The following is a 16,461-nucleotide window of genomic DNA, read 5'->3' as shown; positions in this document are numbered from 1 at the left end:
TCAGCAACAAGAAATTAAGATTTGCTGAGAAATCAAGTTTCTGCGAAACTACTGATTCACCTTTTAATTTTTAGGCTCATGAATAAAGTCTCTACTGGAGACTTATTTGTCTCACTCCCTTAGTTTTCCATCATGCCTGCTTGTAATTGATACATGCGATAGTAAGTGCCTTTTTGGCTAAGGAGTTCGTCGTGGCTGCCAGATTCGATAATCTTGCCTTTGTCCAGCACGTAAATGCAATTAGCATCTTGAATCGTTGATAAACGGTGTGCAATAGCAATCGTTGTCCGACCTTGGCGCATTTTTTTCAATGATTCTTGAACAATGGTTTCGGTTTCAGAATCAATATTGGCTGTCGCTTCATCAAGGATAAGGATTTTAGGCTGACTAGCCACGGTTCTTGCAAAAGCTAATAATTGACGTTGCCCTGTTGAAAAACTCGAACCACGTTCGGTGACTTTTGTCTCGTATTTTTCAGGTAATTTTTGAATGAATTGGTCAGCATCTACAAATGCCGCAGCGGCTTGAACAGCTTCGTCTGAAATATCCTGATACATCTTGATATTGGACTTAATTGTACCATGATATAAGAAAGGATCTTGCAAAACGAGACCGATATTACGGCGCAACTCTTCTTTAGGATACTCACGAATATCAACGCCGTCAAGCAAAACTTCTCCAGACTGAAATTCATAAAAGCGCATGAAAACATTGATAATCGATGATTTGCCAGAACCTGTCGAGCCAACAAAGGCAATCGTTTCGCCTTGATTTACCTTAAATGAGATATTATCTAAAATTTGGCGTTCACCGTCATAAGAAAAGCTGACATTTTTAAATTCAATATTCCCAGCTTGCACGGTTGCTTCGCCATTTTTCTGTTCAGGTTCGTACTGCCGTTCATCAATCAAATCAAACACACGACCAGCTGAAACCATTGACGTTTGTAGCGTTGAAAAATTCTGCGTCACTTCAATCAAAGGGTCAAATAATCGATTAACATACTGAATGAAAGCGTACATTAACCCTGCTGAAATCCCAATTTCCATGCCACGAAAACCAAAATAAGCCATTAAAATAGCATAAGCAAGGAGTTTTAACAGCGACATAGCTGGACGAAGAAAAAGACTATCTAACGCCATGGAACGATTGGCATAGAGCACATGCTCCTCATTAATCGCTTCAAATTCGTCTTTCAAACGGTCCTCTTGACTAAAAGATTGAATGATACGTATCCCTTCAATACTCTCAGAAAGTTTACTGTTAATATCCGACAACAAAGCACGTGTTTTTTCAATGACTGCAACCGACTTCTTACGATAAAGATTAACCAAAATAAAAATAAAGGGGAGAAAAATGGCAACCCAGCCCGTCAAAACAGCGTTCAATCTTAACATGGTCAATAACGTTACCGTGAAAATGAAAATCGCTGAAATAAAACTAGACAAAATCCCTGAAAACATATCACTGACAGCTTCCGTATCATTGGTCAAACGCGACACAATCGAACCTGCTGGCGTCTGGTCAAAATAAGCCATTCCCAATTTTTCCATATTGGCAAAAGCATCTCGACGAATCTCTCTGACAACGCTGTATGACACATGCGCAAAATAGAAATTCCCTAAATATTGGATAATCGTCTGCAAGACATACATGAGATAATAACCAACCAAAATCAACATGGCTGTCTGATTCATATCAGTCAAAAAATGGTCGATAAAGTAAGAAGCAATCAAAGGAATGACACTTCTTACCACCGTCGTCAACAATAGCAAAGCTAAAGCCACGGCTGTCAAAAATTTATATGGCTTGAGATAGCTCATGAGACGCTTAAAAACCCGCCATTGATTTGCATTATTCTTCATCAGCATCTCCTTCCATTTCTAATTGTTGAGCTTCATAGGTATCAGCGTACCAACCACCTTGTTCAATAAGTTCCTCATGACGACCACGCTCAATAATATGCCCGTCTTGCAGCACCAAAATCAAATCAGCATGAACCACTGCACTTAAACGATGCGCCGTGATAATCGTTGATTTATTCTGCCGTGTTTCTTTAAGATTTTCAATAATCGCATGCTCGGTCTTGGCATCAACCGCTGAAAGAGAATCGTCTAAAATTAAAATATCAGACTCAAGAATCATGGCACGACTCATGGCAATACGTTGCTTTTGCCCACCAGACAGACTGACACCCTTTTCACCAATCACTGTCTCAAAACCGTCAGGCATTGCTACAATATCGTCATAAACCCTTGCTAATTTAGCCGCTGCTTCAACCTGCGCCAAAGAGCTTTTCGGATTTCCAAAACGAATATTTTCTAAAATACTCGTCGCAAATAAAAATTGTTCTTGGGGAACATAGCCAATCAAGCGACGTAAATCAGCCAATCGATATTCTCTAATATCATGCCCGTCAAGCGTGATTTGTCCCTCTTGCAAATCATATTCCCGCAGTAGCAAGCGAATTAAAGTTGTCTTTCCAGAACCTGTTTGCCCAACTAAGCCCAAAGTCTGACCTTGTTCAAGCGCAAAATGAATATCCGCAAGCGTTTCTTCATTTTCATAGTGAAAAGCATCGATATCGTAAACCAAACGCCCATTTTTAATCGTTGGGAGTGGATTTTCGGCTTCTTTAACATCTGATTTTTGTTGCAATAGCTGACTAATTCGCTCATAGGAAACCGATCCACGTTGCACCATATTGAATAAAAAACCAATCGCCATCAAAGGCCAGACAAGCATATCTAAGTAAGTAATAAACGTTACCAGACTACCGACCGTCACATGACCGGCCGCAACCATGATTGCTCCCATAAATAACGTTAACACATAGCTTGCTCCGATAAATAAGAGCACCAAAGGGTCAAACATGACATCATACTTCATGGTCGTCATATTTTTCTTGAAAGTCATTTCATTGGTCTCTTGGAAAGACTGTAACTCATCATCTTGGTAACCAAAGGATTTAGTCACCTTGATACCAGAAACCGACTCTTGAACCTTGTTGTTAAGCTCTGAAAAAGCCGCTTGAGATTGACTAAACGCCTTGTGCGTTTGACGTCCTAAACGACTGGTTGCATAAGCCATGAACGGCAACGGAATAATGGCAACCAAGGTCATTTGCCAAGAAATCGTTAAAAACATGGTAACTAAGGTTACCATGGCTGTAATCGTGGCATCAACTGCTGACATCACACCACCACCAGCTAAACGTGTCAAGGCATTAATATCATTCGTTGCATGCGCCATCAAATCACCTGTTCGGTATTTTTGATAAAAACTCGGCGACATTTTTGTGAAATGGTCAAAAAGCCTAAAGCGCATAATTTGCCCCAAACGATAAGACGTTCCAAAAATGTACATGCGCCAAATGTAACGCAAAAAATACATGGCAACTGCTGATAAGACTAGCCACAATAAATTTAATAGTAATTCAGAGTGTGTTAAATCGCCCGCCGTCACACGGTCGATAACCGTTCCCATAACTTTAGGTGGAATAAGATTTAAAACCGCCACCAAACTCAGAGAAATAATCCCAATCAGATAGCGCCTTTTCTCCTGACGAAAAAACCACCAGAGATCTTTTATAATTTTCATAAAACCTGCTTTCTAGCTGCTATTATACACCTTGGAGTGAACTCTAAGTCAAGTTGTATTTCCTCATCAACTCATCTTAGCATTATTTCACACCACGCAAACTAAAACACGACTTCAATAAAAAAAGAGTGAGATGACTATTCATTGGAAAATAGTCATCTCACTCTTTATAACCTAATTTTCTCTTTGATATTTCTGATATCGTTTGACAAACCACTGATAAGCTAAAAAGGCTAGCAAACCACCCAAGGTATTTGTCCAAAGGTCATCAATTTCAAAAACACGATTAGCATTGTACAGCAAATCCACCACAATCTGCGTAGTTTCAATGCAAAGACTGATAATAAACGCCAATAACGTAGCTCTTTGCCACGTTCTCAATTTCGGACATAATGCTATCACGCCTAGCATTAAGGGAAAAAGCAGAAAAATATTCATCACATTTTGCGCAATTACCCAAAAAATCTCCAAAAATCCGTCTAATTGGCTAAACCCAACAAACGTGTTAAACGGCACAAGTAAGAGACGTAAACGACCGTAATAAATGATATTTGGTGTTTCAATGCCATCAATGGTCGTTTGTGGGCTAAAGCACATCAAACAAATGGCTATGGCGTATAAAACCACAAGCACCTTTATAATCCGACGTCCCAATGGCGTTAATTCAGCAGTCTTATTCAAAAATCTTGACATCATTACTTTGTTTTTTCAGCAACGGCTTTTTGACGGTCACGTTTCATAGTATTTGAGCGTAACTGTCCACAAGCTGCATCAATATCAGTTCCGTGTTCTTGACGAACGACACAGTTAACCCCATTTTTCTTGAGAACATCGTAAAAAGCAGCTACACGTTCTTTACTTGAACGGCTGTATTGGTCATGTTCTGATACTGGATTGTACGGAATCAAGTTAATATAAGACAACTTGCGGATTTTCTTCGTCAAATCAGCCAATTCTTGCGCATTTTCTGGAAAATCATTGACTTCATTTAGCATGATATACTCAAATGTCACACGACGATTTGTTGTTTCAACGTAATATTCAATCGCTGCAAAAAGTTTTTCAAGTGGGAATGAACGGTTAACACGCATGATTTGTGAACGCAATTCGTTGTTTGGCGCATGAAGTGACACAGCAAGGTTCACTTGCAAGCTTTCGTGGGCAAAATCACGGATTTTATGTTCTAAACCTGATGTTGAAACCGTAATATGACGCGCACCAATTGCTAAGCCATTGTCATCATTAATCGTACGTAGGAAGCGCAAAACATTGTTGTAATTGTCAAATGGTTCACCAATTCCCATAACAACCACGTGACTCACGCGCTCATCTTGACCACGTTCATCAAAATATTTTTGTACCATCATGATTTGTGATGTTATTTCACCACTTGTCAAATCACGTTGCTTTTTAAGCAATCCACTAGCGCAGAATGAGCAACCTATGTTACAACCAACTTGTGATGTCACACAGACTGATAAACCATAATGCTGGCGCATCAATACTGTTTCAATCAACATACCATCAGGCAATTCAAACAAATATTTAACTGTTCCGTCAGAAGCTTCTTGAATCACACGTTGTTTCAAAGGATTCACGCAGAAGTTTTCATTCAAAACAGCAATAAAATCTTTTGAGATATTTGTCATTTCTTCAAAAGATTGGACGCGTTTACGGTAAAGCCAATCCCAAATTTGCGTCGCACGGAATTTCTTTTCCCCGTGTTCGATTGCCCATTCAATCAATTCATCACGTGTTAAAGCGTAAATCGAGGGCTTCATATCCTTAGTTTCTGTTTGCATTCTGTAAATACCAAATCCTTCCTATTTCTCTTTTCGGCGAATCACAAATTGTTTTTTTACCGATTGAATTTCTTTTTGTTGTTCTCGTTTTTGTTGACGTTCACTACGTACTTTTGTATCTTTACGTTTTTGACTCTTAAAATGTTTATTTGCCGAGCGGTCAGATTTTTTAGGTTCTGATTTCTTTTTCTGCGAGGAGCGCTTTTGTGATTTATGACGTTTCGTTGGTTTATCGTCGTCAGATTTAACACGACGAGGCTCTAAATTTTCAAGCACAAAATAAGCACAACCAAAATTACAATATTCCTTAATGTAATCGTCTAGACGTGAGATGCGATTTGTTTTCTTAACATCTCGGTCATCCTTGTAAAATCCCTTCAAACGTAACTGTTCATTTCCCCAATCACCGACAATATAATCGTATTTTAGTAAAATTTCTGAAAAACGTTGACTAAAAACAGTTGCATCAAAAGCATTCTTCTCATTTTCCAAAATTAACAATTCAATATCATCACTCTTGACACGGTCAGAAAACGCCACAAATTGCGGACCAGGAAATTTATTGTAATTGTACATTTCAGGAGAGATATCTTTTCTCATCGGTCTCCTCTCTTAATCGCTAAAATTCATATTATTTTTTAAGGTAGGTCTCTACCAGTTCACGTAGTAATTCAGGAAAAAGTAACTCTGCTTGGTGAGATTTTATGGTCTCAAAATAACGCGCAAAGTAATATTGATCAACCAAGACTAAACTGATAGTGTCCTTTTCATTCGTAACCTTTTCATTATACACTATTTTTCCATTTTTGTAATCAAAGCCGCTAGTCAAAACCCTACCAAATTCTTTTCCGCGAAAGCCCATGCCACGGATTTGTTGATTAGCTAACAATTCTGCTTGTGAAAAGACATCTTGGCAAATTGTCATTAATTCGTCAGTCGTCACTTCTAATCTTGCCAAGCGCATTTGATGTGGTAAGGAATGGTGTAGTGTATCCTTAGTGACATTTTTAGAAAATGGGGTCACCACTAAACCAGAATTTATCATGGCAATATCTGCATTAGCGTATTCTTTCATTGCTGCCATAACGATTTGACGTGACTCATCAAGGCTCAATTCATGGTCAAAAGATTTGACTATTTCTTGACTTAACAGTTTGCGACCATTCGCTTCAACTGTTTCTATCCATTCTTTATCACTAGGCTTACTTGGCATATGACTCGTTTCGTGGGCATGAATGGTGATATCGCTCAGTTCATGGTGCTCAAAGGTCAAGTTGATTTCACCAGCAAACTGACCATATTTTCCAGCGGCCGCTAAATAAGTGCCGTTAAGACAAGCACCGTCCTCAAAGACATGATGCGTGTGAGCACCAATAATCAAGTCAATTTCTGGCACTTCTGCGGTGATTTTTTCATCAAATGGCAAACCTAGATGACTCAATAAAATATGGAAATCTGCTGATTTGACCTCTGGAATTTCCAAATCACGATTTAAGCATGTGATTGGGTCCAGCACTTGCCAACCACCTGGATGATACGTTAGGTAATAAGGAAAAGTGTAGGCTAAAAAGACAATCTTTGTCCCAAGAGCTGTCTCATAAATCTTGTAAGGCTTAGCCCACGTTGGACGTCCAGCTTCATCCTCTAAATTTCCTAAAATCACATCAAAATTAGCATTTTCGTAGACTTGATTGAGCATCGTTTTAGCCAGTCCAATGCCTTCGTTATTCCCAATTGTCGCAAAATCAATGCCTAGCTCATTCATCAATTGAACATTATATTTTCCTTGCGTTGCATCGGTCATTGGATGCCAACGATCAATATTGTCACCAACATCAATCTTGATAACCTCAGCATCTTGGTCAGCATAATCTTGGAAAAATCGTTTTAATTTTGGATAGGTTTCAAAATGCGAATGCCAATCATTTAAATGTAAAATCGTTAGCTTTTCTGTCATAATTTTATTATAGCATTTTCCGCTTAAATAGTGATATTCTAGCGTTTTTAAGCCATTTTTATCACAAAAAACCAGAAACTATACCAATACTGTAAGCAAAAATCACAATCGTTAAAACAAATGCTAATGCAATCGACGTATAGCCAACAACACTATCTGCTCCGCCACCCAAGACAGCTGCTCCTGTCCCAAGAAAAACAAATGTCCCAATTAGTTCTGCAAAGAATTTTTAAAATATTATTTTTATTAAACTAAGCATAAAAAATGAATCAGATTCTGTAAATCCAACTCATTATCTCATATTAAATCACATGCCTATCTTCTTGTTTTCTTACTTGTTTAATATGTTTAAAAAACATATACCCCACACCCTGACACGTCCAAACAAAAGCATAACAGAGAATCCACATTGAGAACGTTAGCCATTTCATTTGCATTGTCTGATAAACACCATGACTATTAATCGACCGAATAAATATCAACAAAGTCACATCTAAAAAAATAAATAAAATGGCAAGATTAAACCAAATCACAAATCGCTTTTGCCAGTTCGTCATAACTCCCTCCTATCTATTGTTACTAATCTACTGCCATATTTTAAGGGAATTTTACCCAATGAAACTTAAGAAAAAATTAATTTAAAGTGAACAAAAAACATCTCCGTATTCACAGAGATGTTTTCTTTTTAATCATTATTTCGCAGATAGTCAATTGCTTCTTGAACAGTTGTGACTGGAACGATTTTCATATCGGTATCGAGGTCTTTAGCAGCTGCGACAGCTTCTTCATAGTTCGTTTTCGCATCTGGGTCTTTTTTCAATGTTTCCTCATCCACAGGGTTATTTGGAACAAAGAAAATATCTGCACCAGCTTTAGCAGCAGCAACAACTTTAAGTGCTGCGCCACCAATATCCCCGACTGAACCATCTGATTCAATCGTACCTGTACCAGCAATTTTACGACCTTTACGCAAATCTTCACTGTTTAATTGGTCATAAATATCAAGCGTAAACATCAAACCAGCACTTGGACCACCAACACCACTCGTATCAAAATTAACATCAACATCTGATGACACCGACGTATGATCTACCAAACCGATTCCGATACCATTTTTTCCATTTGACAATTCAATAATTTTTCCTGTGGCTTCTTTTGCTTCGCCGTCTGATGTATATTGAACAGTTACTTCAGACCCTAAATCCAAATCAGCCACATAGGCCATTAATTCTGCCGAGCTGTTAAATGTCTGACCGTTAACCCCAGTTACCGTATCAGAGATATTCAAAATCCCTTTAAACGTCGAATTATCACTAACATTTAAAACATAAACCCCTTGATAATCAAGCGTTGCTTCCTTTCCTGCCAATGTTAAGGCTTGATAAGTCGCTGTATTCTGAGAGGTTTCCATGTAATACTCATTGATACGAAGATAATCAGCATTACTATAACCACCAGTCACATCTGCGGCTGTCGAAATTTCTGTGTAGGGAGTTAACCAAGCATAAACCAATTGTGCCAAGGTCGCCTGACTAACCGTGACAGCCACAAAATTATAAGAGCCATCTTCGTCATCTTCCTTATTATCAACCGTTAAAACGCTACGAATATCATAAGCACCACCAGGCATTTCAATATAGTAATCAAGCGGATACAACAAGCTAAATAGTAAGAAAACAATGCCTACAACACCTAATATCCACCACTTAAAGCGATATAAAATACGACCCAACTTTTTCAAAATCTCTTTAAATCTTTTTAAGATTGCCATATTTTTCCTCCACTTTTTTGACAACACTTGTTGGTACAAAATCTGAAATATCTGAATAGAAATAAATCAATTCACGGATGCGACTTGATGAGACATGAACCAAATCAGGAGAGCACAATAAAAAAACACTCTCAATCTCTGACGCCAGATAATGATTATAAAACGCTAAATCAGCCTCGTACTCTAAATCTTTCCCATTACGGATACCACGCACGAGATAACCAACTTCTAAACGCTTGGCAATATCCACCACCAAAGAATCACGCGCTGTAATCACTTTTACGTTCGGAAATTCTTGCAGTGCTTCTTCTAACATCTGCCGTCTCTCTTCAACACTAAAGAAGCCATTCTTATCTTTATTGTAAAAAATGCCCACAAAAAGTGTATCAAACAACTTGCTTGCACGCGCTATGATATCAAGATGCCCATTTGTCACAGGGTCAAAAGACCCCGTAAATAAACCAATTTTAGCCATATTGCCTCCATTAGTGATAAAATCACTCAATTCTACCTAACATATACCGTAACCTTACTAATGCCATATGTTTTTTGTTTCCAGATGCCAAAATTTGAAATTTCTTCTGGTAAATCAACAGCCTTATCCGTCTCACAAACCAGCATGACATCCTCAGACAAAAGCCCTGCTTCTTCTAATTCCGTAATATTTTTGACAATTTCTTCCTTAGCGTATGGTGGGTCTAAAAGTACCAAATCAAACTGTCCACTAACAACGCCAATTGCCTTATTAGCATCCATTTTTAACAAGTGAAATTGCTGCTCAGACTTTGTCATTTTGATATTTTCTAAAACAATAGCTTGCGCTTGACGGTTGCGTTCAACCAGCACAGCTTCATCCATTCCGCGTGAAATAGCTTCAATCGCTAGACTTCCACTACCAGAAAACAAGTCTAAAACACGTCCACCATCAAAAAATGGACCAATCATATTAAAAATAGCACCTTTAACCTTGTCTGTTGTCGGGCGCGTAATTTTTCCATCTAGCGTCTTTAAAGGACGCCCACCAAATTTTCCTGCTACAACTCTCATAACAACCATTATAGCAAAATTCAAATAAAATAACTTAAAAAATGATTAGGTCATCTTTACACTAAAAATGAGTTTTGATATGATTGTTGTGATAATTTTAATTATCAAAGTTTTTTAGGATAAAGGAGTTATGATGAATTTTAAAACATTCTTTAAAGACAAGAAAAATCTTGCCATTACCATTTTATCGGTATTATTGATTGCTAGTTTTTCTAGTCAAGGTAACCAAAGTCAAGAATTATCCCAAGCAGAGGATAAGATTGAACAGCTTAGCCAAGATGTCAAACAAGCCAAATCAGACTTAAAAGATAGCCAAGGTGAACTGGCTGATTTTAAAGAAAAAAATGCTAATTATATCGAAGTTGGCAAAAAAGAAGTTCAAAAGACTAAAGAGATTGAAAACAGTGCAGAAACTGCCGTAAAAAATCTCGAAAAAGACCAAACGCAGGCTAATCTTGATTTAGCAACAAGTAAAGTTGACGCTGTTACAGACGCTGACAAAAAAGAGAAATTTCAAAAGCGTATCGCAACTGTCAAAACAGCCATTGAAACTAAAAAAGAAAAAGAATTAGAAGATAAAGCAGAAACTGCGGTTAAAAACCTTGAAAATAACCAATCGCGTGATAACATTGATGACGCTAAAAATAAAGTTAATGCGGTAAATAATTCAACTAAAAAGGAAGCTTTCAACAACCGTATCAACGCTGTTGTTTCAGCTATCGAAGCCAAAGAAGCCGAAGCTGCTAAACAGGCACAGCAACAACAAAATCAAGCAGCTGCCCAACCAGGAGATACCACAACAGTTTACATTACAAGAACTGGTAGCCACTACCACCTCAACCCAAATTGCCGTGGCTTAAATCGCTCAAAAAGCACTACACCAGTTAGCTTATCAGAAGCACAAGACTTAGGTTTAACACTCTGTGGTTTTGAATAATAGATTATTTTACAAAAGTCGTTAGAGATTGCTCTAGCGGCTTTTTTATAGTATTTTTTACTTAATTTTTCCTTAAAAAGAGATTTACAGACTTATTTCAAAATGGTATTCTTTTAGTGTAAAAATTTTATCATTCAAAGTTTTTTCAGGAGGAATCAAACATGAAGAAGAAAATGAAACTCGCCATATTATTAATGGCAACTGCCCTCATCGGAGTCTCTCAAGACCAAGGACTTTTAACAACACCAGTCGAAAACAATCATGTTGTTTTAGCGGATACTAAGTCTAAAAGTAAAACCACCAAAAAAGACGATAAAGCTACTAAAGCAGCAAAAAAAGCTGTTAAACAACTTGAAAAGGACCAGACCCAAGAAAATCTTGATTTAGCTACCAAAAAAGTTAAAGCCGTAAAAAATAAGAAAGTCAAAAAACAACTTAAAAAACGTATCGCAACTGTCAAGACTGCGATAGAAACACAAAAACAAGAAGAGACAGCTCAGGCAGCGGCTGAAACTGCTGTTGCAAACTTAGAAGCTAATCAAACTCGTGAAAATGTTGACGATGCTAAAAATAAAGTTGATGCGGTAACAGACACAGCTAAAAAAGGTGATTTTAACAATCGTATTAACGCCGTTGTTTCAGCTATTGAGACTAAAGAAGCCGAGGAAGCGGCTCAAGCTGAAGAAGCAAGAAAAGCCGAAGAGGCTAGACAGGCTCAAGAACAAGCTGCAGCCGAAGAAGCTGCACGCCAAGCACAAGAACAGGCAGCGGCTCAACAGGCACAACAACAAGCTGCTAGTGGATATTCTAGAGATGCTCGTGGCAGATGGCATCGTCCAAATGGACAATACGCTTCAAAAGCTGAAATTGCTGCAGCAGGTCTTCCTTGGTAAGCAATTTAATTTAAATAATTTTACAAAAGTTGTTAGAAAATCGCTCTAACAACTTTTTCTATTCCCAAAATCAAAAAGCCGACTAGTTATCCTAGCCGACTTTTCTTAGTCCTTAAAATAAGATTTCTTCTACTTAAAGAATATTTTCGTAAGTGTCACGAACTTCTTTCGGCCAAACACTTGATTGAACTTCTCCGATATGTTTCTTACGGAGCAAGAACATTGCCATACGAGATTGACCGATACCACCACCGATAGTAAGTGGGAAGAGACCATTAAGAAGAGCTTTATGCCATTCTAGTTGCAAACGATTTTCGTCACCAGTGATTTTAACTTGACGTTTGAGAGCTTCCTCGTCAACACGAATACCCATTGATGATAATTCAAAAGCAGAATCCAAAGCTTCATTCCAAACAATGATATCACCATTAAGACCGTGGTAACCATTTTCTGATTCAGAAGTCCAGTCATCGTAGTCAGGTGCACGACCATCATGACGTTGACCATCTGGCAAAATACCACCAATACCGATAAGGAAAATTGCTCCAAATTCTTTAGCAGCAGCATTTTCACGTTCTTTCGGTGTCAAATCTGGGTAACGTTCTACCAATTCTTCTGTGTGAATGAATGTGATTTTCTTAGGCAAAACAGCTTCGATATCAAAACGAGCTTCAACAGCTAATTCTGTCAAACGAATAGCTTTGTAAACTTGTTCAACCGTTTCTTTTAAATACTCGATGTTACGACGACCATTTGGAATAACTTTTTCCCAATCCCATTGGTCAACATAAATAGAGTGAATTGGATCTAATTCTTCTTCGTCTGGTCGGAGAGCTTTCATGTGTACGAAAAGCCCTTCTCCTTCATTGAAGCCAAAACGTGCTAAGGTATGACGTTTCCACTTAGCAAGTGAATGAACAACTTCATATTCAGCATCAGGAATACGTTTTACGTGCACTGATACAGGATTTTCAATACCATTCAAATTATCTTGCATACCATCCCCGACCTGACTGAGAATAGGTCCTTGCACTTCAACGATGTCAAGTTTATCAATCAAATATTGAGTGAAAGTATTCTTGACAAAAGAAATCTCCTGCTGTTGATGAATAAAGCTTTTCTTCATATGCTCCTCCTTAAAAATTTTTTATTGAAATACCAAAATGATAAATAAGGATAGTGAGATAATTTTGTATTTCGTGACCGCTTTTACAACGATAGAGCTATTATACACCTAAGCTTTTAAAAAATAAATACTTTTTTGAAAATTTCTACAATATTTTTAAGTTTATGTCAGAAAACCTTACATACATTTGAAACAAGTCAATAATATCAAGGAATTTCAGTCATTTTTATCAAAAAAATATAAGAAAAAAGACCTGAAAAAGTTGTGTGTGCAATCTTCTTCAAAGTCTTTTTATATTGTTAAAATGATTCTTTTTTAATAACTGTTATAATTTTCAAAAGTTTTCTAAAAAATCGTTTTGCTGCCATCTGGTAGATATTTCGGTTTTTGAGGTAATTTTGCATAGATATAACAGCCTCTCAGAGCAAACATAAGAGTAACTAGCCCAACAAAGTAATACCAAGGATTATTACTAAGAGAGAAAAATTGCGGACTAATTAGTGCCCACATATTCCATGGATTGAAAGACATAATAGCCACCAAAACAAGGACAATATTCAACTGCCAGCTTGCTCCAATACGTGTTCCACGCTTTTCCCAAAACAGTCCTGGAACAGAGCAGATAATAACTTGCGTAAAAATCCAGAATTTAAACATCGAGGTATCATGCAACTCTACTCGCAGAAGATTAAGGCTGACAAAGAAAATTAAGACTTGTAAACAGCAATCAAAAATTGCTTTTTTGAGAGTCACTTTATCGCCCCAAATTTCTTTTCTTTCATAGGTAACCGCTCGCCAAAGACAGTAGAATTCAAAACCAACCCAAACAATCTCACCAATTACGCCTAATAGAAAGAACCAAAAATGGTGATAATTTTGATAGGCTGCTAAAAACACCCAGATTCCCATAAAATCTGCTGCACAATAAAAAGTGTGCATCCATAATGGATAAGGACCACTTTTTTCTCTATCCACCAACACGAAAGAATAAATATAGACTAAAAATCCCAACACAAACGTGATAAGAACAGTTGTTAAAGTCAATATAAAATTGGGCGCACCAGGCGTTAAAGCTGTCACAAAATCTTGTAACGTAACGTCACCTTGCGGATACGCATTAAATAATGTGTCAAAAACCATTTGAATTCTCCTTTTATCTCTTCTTGTTGAAGATTCTACATGTGAGTATTATAATGAATAGCAAATGGCAAAACAATGACAGCTTTTTAAAATCTGGGCATTGTTCCACAGAATGTGAAAAATTGGGGTATCAATATGAAACGAAGTGAACAAAAAGCGCGCACGAAGTATAACATTCGTCAGGCGTTTATCGACTTATTACAGAGAAAGGAAATGGACAATATCACCATAACAGAGTTAGCCAAATCAGCTAATATTGACCGTAAAACGTTTTATTTGCACTATGATACGACCTTTGATGTTTATCATGACATCATTGACGATGTCAGTAATCAGTTAGACAACATCCTCAAGCAACAGAATGATTTCGATTTTTTTATCTTTTTTAATGAGTTGAATCAAGTCATGCAAGCTAATTTCAAATTTTATCAAACCATTGCAAAGCAAAAATCTTACGCCTATCTCATCAAAGATTTTACAGATATTTTAGAAAATGGTTTAACTCACTACTACCTTTCTTCTAATCAAACAACATCAAATAAAATCAAAATCAGATATATTTCAAATGGCATCATGGGTGTCTATATCAACTGGCTGGCACAGCCAAATAACATTTCCCAAGACGAACTCGTTCACATCTTGAGTGACTTACTAGAAAACGATATTAAACATTTGAATAACTAAAAGGGAATGAGACAAATAAAGTTTCCAGTGGAGACTTTATTCATGAGTCTAAAAATTAAAAGGCGAATCAGTAGTTTCGCAGAAATTCGATTTCTCAGCAAGTCTTAGTTTCTTGTTGCTGACCTAAAACGGTCTATTCAAAGACCGTTTTTGATACTTACTTCGTAAGCTTTATTTCCCGATTATAAAAGTTCCCCGAACCTTTATAACTCACCCCCGCATGGCTCGAAAGATTTGGGGAATCTTTCAAGGTGGGAAATAGAGTCAAGTGAAGCTTGACATCAAAAAGGTTTGGGGAACCTTTTGAGGGTAGTAACATCAAGAAAATGAGAGATAAGATGATTACTGCTAAACCAACGAATTGATAATTAAATTCGTAGTCTAGGCGCAATATGATTGTAAAAATAGCTGTTCCAAGAGATATAAAGAGCACCGCTATTGTAAAGACAATTCCCAAATCATCACTATCAACTTCTCTTTGAACAAGTGAAAAAGATGCTACAAAAAGCTGGTGATAGCACCAGAAAAACAACATTTGGAAAAATATGATACAAAATTGGTACTAAACCAAGAAATAAACCAGCAACTGCCAAGAAAGTCATTAACAAGTCAGTTGATAATTTTTTATTAACCCTACCGCTGATAAGAGCACCAATAAGCCCATCAACCGCTTCAGCTGTCAAAAATGTTTCGTAAATATTCTCAGTAATTTTCGAGAACATTTGGTTGCTGTAAGGCAGTAATAGGTTATAAGCAGCCATAAAAAAATTCACAGAAGCCGATAGAGCAATCAAAACCGAAACTTGGCGTTTTTGTGCCAAATAACGAAAGCCACTGATTAAATCCTGAAAAATACTAGCCATTGAAAAATGACTGTTTTTTGTATTTTCTTCTAAAATCTGAGAAACAAAGGCTACAATGATGCTTGATAATATAAAGGAAACACCATCCAAAAGCAAAGCGATAAACGCCGATCACAACGATTGGAATCACAATCTTGACAACCGTAGCCGCTGTTTGCAAGTAAGAATTTAGTAAAGCAATATTGTCTTTTTCCACCACTTCTTTCGTAAAAGCGTTATAAGCGGGTGTTGAAAAAGATGATAAAAATGCCAAAAACACATTGGCTGCAATAATCGTATAAATTAGCCACGTATTATCACTGATAAATGACAAGGCTATACAAGCTAGACCACTTAAAAAATTGCTCAAAATGATGATTTTCTTTCAACGAAAACGGTCAGCAATCACACCACCAAAAAGATTAAAAAGGACTCCAATAATGTTTTCAAGTGATTGATATCCCTCAACTAACACCATTGAATTCATATTCAAACTAGCTAAGAATGAATTGTTAACATAATCAAATAAAACATCTCCAATTTTTGAAATGACGTTGCTTGAAACAAGCAAACTAGCATTTTCTGTTCTACTTTTTTCATATAATAAATCTCCCCCGTTTTTAAAAGTATACATCTTCAAAGTTTTTTTGCAATATTCTTTC

General features: G+C 37.1%; 18 protein-coding genes. 3 read left to right on the top strand and 15 right to left on the bottom strand.

Features of this window, described 5'->3' with window-relative positions; all coding sequences use genetic code 11:
* Positions 1-119 precede the first annotated feature (119 nt).
* The 10 genes from E8M05_RS02770 to rsmD form a co-directional block, all read right to left on the bottom strand.
* Complete coding sequence (locus tag E8M05_RS02770; RefSeq protein WP_048791221.1) at positions 120-1,865, bottom strand: ABC transporter ATP-binding protein; 1,746 nt, start codon at positions 1,863-1,865, stop codon at positions 120-122.
* Entirely contained in the window at positions 1,855-3,600 is a 1,746-nt protein-coding gene (locus E8M05_RS02765; RefSeq protein WP_048791220.1) for an ABC transporter ATP-binding protein, read from the bottom strand. Before E8M05_RS02765 ends, E8M05_RS02770 begins: the two co-directional genes overlap by 11 nt.
* 174 nt (positions 3,601-3,774) lie before the next feature.
* The gene (locus E8M05_RS02760) at positions 3,775-4,296 is read right to left on the bottom strand and encodes a VanZ family protein (RefSeq protein WP_003063633.1); all 522 of its coding nucleotides are present in this window, start codon (positions 4,294-4,296) and stop codon (positions 3,775-3,777) included.
* Complete coding sequence (gene rlmN, locus E8M05_RS02755) at positions 4,296-5,402, bottom strand: dual-specificity RNA methyltransferase RlmN (RefSeq protein WP_136596403.1); 1,107 nt, start codon at positions 5,400-5,402, stop codon at positions 4,296-4,298. Before rlmN ends, E8M05_RS02760 begins: the two co-directional genes overlap by 1 nt.
* 21 nt (positions 5,403-5,423) lie before the next feature.
* Positions 5,424-6,002 carry a YutD family protein gene (locus tag E8M05_RS02750; RefSeq protein ID WP_003063631.1) on the bottom strand — a complete coding sequence of 193 codons (579 nt, stop codon included), beginning with the start codon at positions 6,000-6,002 and terminating at the stop codon, positions 5,424-5,426.
* A 31-nt stretch (positions 6,003-6,033) separates the two neighbouring features.
* The gene (locus E8M05_RS02745) at positions 6,034-7,359 is read right to left on the bottom strand and encodes a bifunctional metallophosphatase/5'-nucleotidase (protein WP_048791219.1); all 1,326 of its coding nucleotides are present in this window, start codon (positions 7,357-7,359) and stop codon (positions 6,034-6,036) included.
* Positions 7,360-7,661: 302 nt separating this feature from the next.
* Positions 7,662-7,916, bottom strand: a complete 255-nt coding sequence (locus tag E8M05_RS02735; RefSeq protein ID WP_003063626.1) for a DUF3923 family protein — start codon at positions 7,914-7,916, stop codon at positions 7,662-7,664.
* A 128-nt stretch (positions 7,917-8,044) separates the two neighbouring features.
* Complete coding sequence (locus E8M05_RS02730) at positions 8,045-9,130, bottom strand: SepM family pheromone-processing serine protease (protein WP_003063624.1); 1,086 nt, start codon at positions 9,128-9,130, stop codon at positions 8,045-8,047.
* A complete protein-coding gene (gene coaD / locus E8M05_RS02725; RefSeq protein ID WP_048791217.1) occupies positions 9,108-9,605 on the bottom strand; it encodes a pantetheine-phosphate adenylyltransferase in 498 nt (165 codons plus the stop codon). Before coaD ends, E8M05_RS02730 begins: the two co-directional genes overlap by 23 nt.
* 32 nt (positions 9,606-9,637) lie before the next feature.
* Positions 9,638-10,177: a 16S rRNA (guanine(966)-N(2))-methyltransferase RsmD gene (gene rsmD, locus E8M05_RS02720; RefSeq protein WP_013851551.1), complete on the bottom strand. Its 540-nt coding sequence runs from the start codon at positions 10,175-10,177 to the stop codon at positions 9,638-9,640.
* A gap of 133 nt (positions 10,178-10,310) precedes the next feature.
* Here rsmD and E8M05_RS02715 point away from each other — a divergent pair, with 133 nt between their 5' ends.
* Entirely contained in the window at positions 10,311-11,114 is an 804-nt protein-coding gene (locus E8M05_RS02715) for a coiled-coil domain-containing protein (protein WP_061100178.1), read from the top strand.
* A 161-nt stretch (positions 11,115-11,275) separates the two neighbouring features.
* Complete coding sequence (locus E8M05_RS02710) at positions 11,276-12,007, top strand: hypothetical protein (protein ID WP_003063617.1); 732 nt, start codon at positions 11,276-11,278, stop codon at positions 12,005-12,007.
* A gap of 133 nt (positions 12,008-12,140) precedes the next feature.
* On the opposite strand, the gene asnA is transcribed toward E8M05_RS02710, so the two are convergent.
* Together asnA and E8M05_RS02700 are read right to left on the bottom strand one after the other, a co-directional pair.
* On the bottom strand, positions 12,141-13,133 hold the full coding sequence (gene asnA, locus E8M05_RS02705; RefSeq protein WP_003063615.1) for an aspartate--ammonia ligase: 993 nt from the start codon (positions 13,131-13,133) through the stop codon (positions 12,141-12,143).
* Positions 13,134-13,478: 345 nt separating this feature from the next.
* Positions 13,479-14,273: a hypothetical protein gene (locus E8M05_RS02700; RefSeq protein WP_003063611.1), complete on the bottom strand. Its 795-nt coding sequence runs from the start codon at positions 14,271-14,273 to the stop codon at positions 13,479-13,481.
* Positions 14,274-14,408: 135 nt separating this feature from the next.
* Between E8M05_RS02700 and E8M05_RS02695 the strand changes: the two genes are divergently transcribed.
* Positions 14,409-14,957, top strand: a complete 549-nt coding sequence (locus E8M05_RS02695) for a TetR/AcrR family transcriptional regulator (RefSeq protein ID WP_013851548.1) — start codon at positions 14,409-14,411, stop codon at positions 14,955-14,957.
* A gap of 467 nt (positions 14,958-15,424) precedes the next feature.
* Here E8M05_RS02695 and E8M05_RS11820 read toward each other — a convergent pair whose 3' ends face one another.
* The 3 genes from E8M05_RS11820 to E8M05_RS11810 are packed head-to-tail and all read right to left on the bottom strand — an operon-like array spanning position 15,425 to position 16,433.
* The gene (locus E8M05_RS11820; RefSeq protein ID WP_370695858.1) at positions 15,425-15,820 is read right to left on the bottom strand and encodes an MFS transporter; all 396 of its coding nucleotides are present in this window, start codon (positions 15,818-15,820) and stop codon (positions 15,425-15,427) included.
* Positions 15,813-16,169 carry a hypothetical protein gene (locus E8M05_RS11815; RefSeq protein WP_003063603.1) on the bottom strand — a complete coding sequence of 119 codons (357 nt, stop codon included), beginning with the start codon at positions 16,167-16,169 and terminating at the stop codon, positions 15,813-15,815. The genes E8M05_RS11820 and E8M05_RS11815 overlap by 8 nt, the downstream gene beginning before the upstream one ends.
* A 15-nt stretch (positions 16,170-16,184) precedes the next feature.
* Positions 16,185-16,433, bottom strand: coding sequence for a hypothetical protein (locus E8M05_RS11810; protein ID WP_003063601.1), 249 nt, complete (start codon positions 16,431-16,433; stop codon positions 16,185-16,187).
* Positions 16,434-16,461 lie beyond the last annotated feature (28 nt).

The organism is Streptococcus pasteurianus (assembly GCF_004843545.1).
GTDB classification, from domain to species: domain Bacteria; phylum Bacillota; class Bacilli; order Lactobacillales; family Streptococcaceae; genus Streptococcus; species Streptococcus pasteurianus.
Note: the sequence above shows the minus strand (reverse complement) of the source record. Positions and strands in the feature narration are given on the sequence as shown.

Coding starts and splice junctions, on each gene's coding strand:
- E8M05_RS02770 (WP_048791221.1), bottom strand. CDS start 1,865: ATGAAGAATAATGCAAATCAATGGCGGGTTTTTAAGCGTCTCATGAGC.
- E8M05_RS02730 (WP_003063624.1), bottom strand. CDS start 9,130: ATGGCAATCTTAAAAAGATTTAAAGAGATTTTGAAAAAGTTGGGTCGT.
- E8M05_RS11820 (WP_370695858.1), bottom strand. CDS start 15,820: ATGGCTAGTATTTTTCAGGATTTAATCAGTGGCTTTCGTTATTTGGCA.
- asnA (WP_003063615.1), bottom strand. CDS start 13,133: ATGAAGAAAAGCTTTATTCATCAACAGCAGGAGATTTCTTTTGTCAAG.
- E8M05_RS02745 (WP_048791219.1), bottom strand. CDS start 7,359: ATGACAGAAAAGCTAACGATTTTACATTTAAATGATTGGCATTCGCAT.
- E8M05_RS02765 (WP_048791220.1), bottom strand. CDS start 3,600: ATGAAAATTATAAAAGATCTCTGGTGGTTTTTTCGTCAGGAGAAAAGG.
- E8M05_RS11810 (WP_003063601.1), bottom strand. CDS start 16,433: ATGTATACTTTTAAAAACGGGGGAGATTTATTATATGAAAAAAGTAGA.
- E8M05_RS02700 (WP_003063611.1), bottom strand. CDS start 14,273: ATGGTTTTTGACACATTATTTAATGCGTATCCGCAAGGTGACGTTACG.
- E8M05_RS02750 (WP_003063631.1), bottom strand. CDS start 6,002: ATGAGAAAAGATATCTCTCCTGAAATGTACAATTACAATAAATTTCCT.
- rsmD (WP_013851551.1), bottom strand. CDS start 10,177: ATGAGAGTTGTAGCAGGAAAATTTGGTGGGCGTCCTTTAAAGACGCTA.
- E8M05_RS02695 (WP_013851548.1), top strand. CDS start 14,409: ATGAAACGAAGTGAACAAAAAGCGCGCACGAAGTATAACATTCGTCAG.
- E8M05_RS02710 (WP_003063617.1), top strand. CDS start 11,276: ATGAAGAAGAAAATGAAACTCGCCATATTATTAATGGCAACTGCCCTC.
- E8M05_RS02735 (WP_003063626.1), bottom strand. CDS start 7,916: ATGACGAACTGGCAAAAGCGATTTGTGATTTGGTTTAATCTTGCCATT.
- E8M05_RS02760 (WP_003063633.1), bottom strand. CDS start 4,296: ATGATGTCAAGATTTTTGAATAAGACTGCTGAATTAACGCCATTGGGA.
- coaD (WP_048791217.1), bottom strand. CDS start 9,605: ATGGCTAAAATTGGTTTATTTACGGGGTCTTTTGACCCTGTGACAAAT.
- E8M05_RS02715 (WP_061100178.1), top strand. CDS start 10,311: ATGAATTTTAAAACATTCTTTAAAGACAAGAAAAATCTTGCCATTACC.
- rlmN (WP_136596403.1), bottom strand. CDS start 5,402: ATGCAAACAGAAACTAAGGATATGAAGCCCTCGATTTACGCTTTAACA.